This is a genomic window from Acidimicrobiia bacterium (genome assembly GCA_016650365.1).
Lineage (GTDB): Bacteria > Actinomycetota > Acidimicrobiia > Spongiisociales > JAENVV01 > JAENVV01.
In genome coordinates this window covers 1-2,998 of record JAENVV010000116.1, presented here as the reverse complement: position 1 = coordinate 2,998, position 2,998 = coordinate 1, and the positions used below count along the sequence as shown (strand labels likewise).

General features: G+C 62.5%; 4 protein-coding genes. 2 read left to right on the top strand and 2 right to left on the bottom strand.

The annotated features are described in order from the left end of the window. The coding region (locus tag JJE47_07045) for a 1-acyl-sn-glycerol-3-phosphate acyltransferase (protein MBK5267175.1) at nt 1-981 on the bottom strand (981 nt) is incomplete at its 3' end. A 119-nt stretch (nt 982-1,100) separates the two neighbouring features. Beyond that, on the bottom strand, nt 1,101-1,589 hold the full coding sequence (locus JJE47_07040) for a histidine phosphatase family protein (protein ID MBK5267174.1): 489 nt from the start codon (nt 1,587-1,589) through the stop codon (nt 1,101-1,103). A gap of 115 nt (nt 1,590-1,704) precedes the next feature. On the opposite strand from JJE47_07040, the gene tal reads away from it, so the two are divergent. Together tal and JJE47_07030 are read left to right on the top strand one after the other, a co-directional pair. After that, nucleotides 1,705-2,796, top strand: a complete 1,092-nt coding sequence (gene tal / locus JJE47_07035; protein ID MBK5267173.1) for a transaldolase — start codon at nt 1,705-1,707, stop codon at nt 2,794-2,796. A 27-nt stretch (nt 2,797-2,823) separates the two neighbouring features. Continuing rightward, nucleotides 2,824-2,998, top strand: a 175-nt coding sequence (locus tag JJE47_07030) for a glucose-6-phosphate dehydrogenase (GenBank protein ID MBK5267172.1), incomplete at its 3' end; no start/stop codon positions are given.

The window sequence follows — 2,998 nt, the reverse complement described above, 5'->3', positions numbered from 1 at the left end:
GATGGTGTCATCGACGCGGGCACATTCCTCGTGCAGCCACCGGATACGGTCCGAAGCTGCGACCGGGATATCGGCGGCGGCCACCCGACGGAACGTGACCTGAATCCGGCGACCGACCGGAGTCTCCCGCCAGATCTCCTTGAGACCCCGCAGGCTTTCGAGGCCGGTATGGATTCCGAAGACGACGTCCATACCCGAGTCCAACAAGGCGAGAACACCACCGGTTCGTGGGGGGAGTACCTGATCGTGGCCCTCCATGATCTTGTACAGCTCCGGCGAGGATTCGGAAAGACGAAGCATCCGCGCTTCGTACGTGTCCGGGCTGAATCGGGTTCCCTCGGGAAACAGCAGAATGCCCTCGGTGGGTCCAAGGTCGGCACCGAGGGCGGCGATATTGGCCGTCTCTTGCTCGGACGAGTCCGAATGCCTATCGACGAAGTAATTGGGCATCCGGTTGCCGCCGATGTCCAGCGCGGGATCGGACAGCAGTTCCTTCTTCAAGACCCAGCGCAACCGGATCCCGGCCCGATCGGACACAAAGACATAGGGGAGCAGGTTGTCGACGATGCTGATATGGCGAAACAACACGATCACCGGCCCTGGGGCAACTACCTCGTTGTCGGTGCTCTCGAAGCGCAACCCAAGCACCCGTTCCATGGCGGCCACGATGAAACGGACCCACCACGCCTGCAGCTGGTACGACGACTCGGCGAGCTTGGCCGGCCGGCTATTGCCGGAGGGGAGCGCAGTCACCCACTGGAGACCGCTGACCACCACCACCACCATCTGGGCAGCCAGATACACCCATCCGATCGTCAGGAGCCGGCTGGCGATCCACGGTTTGTGCGTCACCAACCCGCGGACCAGATCGACACCACCGGTCAGGACAAGGAGGCCAGGGAACAGGATCGTTAGACCCAGAAAGAGGGCAGCGGTGCGGGGGATCGTCACGAGACGGCGTTGCAGTGCACCAGATCTCATGGCGCGTATGGCCCGTCCAGAAGTCGGTACAGCCGTTGGTTCGCCATGATCTTCCGATCTTATCGGCCCAGAACACCCGGCCTGGGCCCGAACCGGGCCAGGGCCCAGGACGGCCGGGCTTATTCGAGCATCTTGGGGATCACGAACCAGCGGAGTTCGCCGGTGTTCGGACCGATATCTTGCCAGGCCGACGTGAACTGGATGCAGGCGATCCCCGCCGTTGGGAAGCGCAGGCGGCCGCCCCCGATTAGGGACGCGACCAGATTCGACGACGTTGGCTGATGGCCGGCCAGTAGGACGGTCGACACCCGGGCGTCGGTCTCTCGCAAGAGGCCGATGATGTTGGTGATGCCACCTTCATAGAGGAGACGGTTCTCTTGCACGGGAGTCGACCACTGCCCGGCTTTGCGGGCGACATCGAGGGTCTCGCGAGCCCGGACAGCCGGCGAGGTGATGGCCAGGTCCGGGGTGACTCCGATCTCGGTGATGAACGTGCCGACTCGTTTGGCGGCGTCCTTGCCACGTTTGGCGAGCGGGCGCTGCTCATCGCCGCCAAAGGTGGCGTCCCAATCGGATTTTCCGTGACGAAGAATCAGCAGTGTTCGCATTGGTGGTCACGCTAGTTGGCAAAACCCGAAAACGGGTGGCTCTTCTGCGGCACAGCCGGGTCCGTCTCATCGGTCAGTGACGTAAGATGGTGCGATTGTCGGACTTAGGAAACGTATGACCTCTGCGATGGAACAACTGGCAGCCCAGGGACAGTCGGTGTGGCTCGATTACATCCGCCGCGACATGCTCCAAAGCGGTGACATGGCCGCCATGGTGGCCGACGGACTGCGAGGCATGACGTCGAACCCGTCGATCTTCGAAAAGTCGATCGCCGGATCCGACCAGTACGACGAGGCCATCGCCACATTTGTGGCTGGGAACGGTTCGGCAACCCCGATCGAGATCTTCGAGCACCTCGCCATCGAAGACATCAAGTCGGCCGCCGACATCCTCGCCCCGGTCTATCAGCGTACCGACGGCGCAGACGGATTCGTGAGCCTGGAAGTTTCCCCGCATCTGGCCGATGACACCGAGGGAACCATCAACGAAGCCCGACGTCTGTGGGCGACCGTCGATCGTCCGAATCTCATGATCAAGGTCCCGGCCACCCAAGCGGGCATCCCGGCCATCGAGACCCTGATCGGCGAGAACATCAATGTGAACGTGACCCTCATGTTCTCAATGGGCGACTACGAGGCCGTCTCGCACGCCTATCTGCGGGGAATCGAAAAGGCCGCAGATCCGTCTCGGGTGGCCTCGGTGGCGAGTTTCTTCGTCTCGAGGGTCGACACCGCGGTCGACAATCAACTGGGCGATCTCGGCGAAGCAGGGGCGGCGTTGCTCGGACAGGTGGCCATCGCCAACGCCAAAGTCACCTACCAGCGGTACCTGGAACTCTTCGGTGACGACTTCACCGCCGAATGGGGCAAAGGGGCGTTCCCCCAGCGCCTCCTGTGGGCATCGACTGGTACCAAGAACGCCGCCTATTCGGATGTCATGTACGTCGAAGGTTTGATCGGTGACAACACGGTCAACACGCTTCCCCCGGCCACGCTCGACGCGTTTGCCGATCACGGGTCCGCTGCCGAGGTGGCGCTCGTCGCTGATGTCGATGAAGCCTATGCGGTCCTCGACAAGCTCGCCGCCGTCGGGGTCGATCTCGTCGCCATCACCGACAAGTTACAACGTGACGGCGTGCAAGCGTTCATCGATGCCTTCGAAGCTCTGCTGGGAGCCATCGAGGACAAACGGGCGGCCCTCGTATGATCTCGCCCGAATCCGTCGGTCACCGGCTTGGTTGATACCGCCACCGAACCCCACGTCTTCGTCATCTTCGGATCGACGGGCGACCTGGCCAAACGCAAACTCATCCCCGCCTTTTACGAACTGCAGGACCGCGAAGACTTCCGGCATCGTTCGGTCGTCCTTGGGGTCGGACGCCAGACGCTCACCGACGACGAGTTCAGGG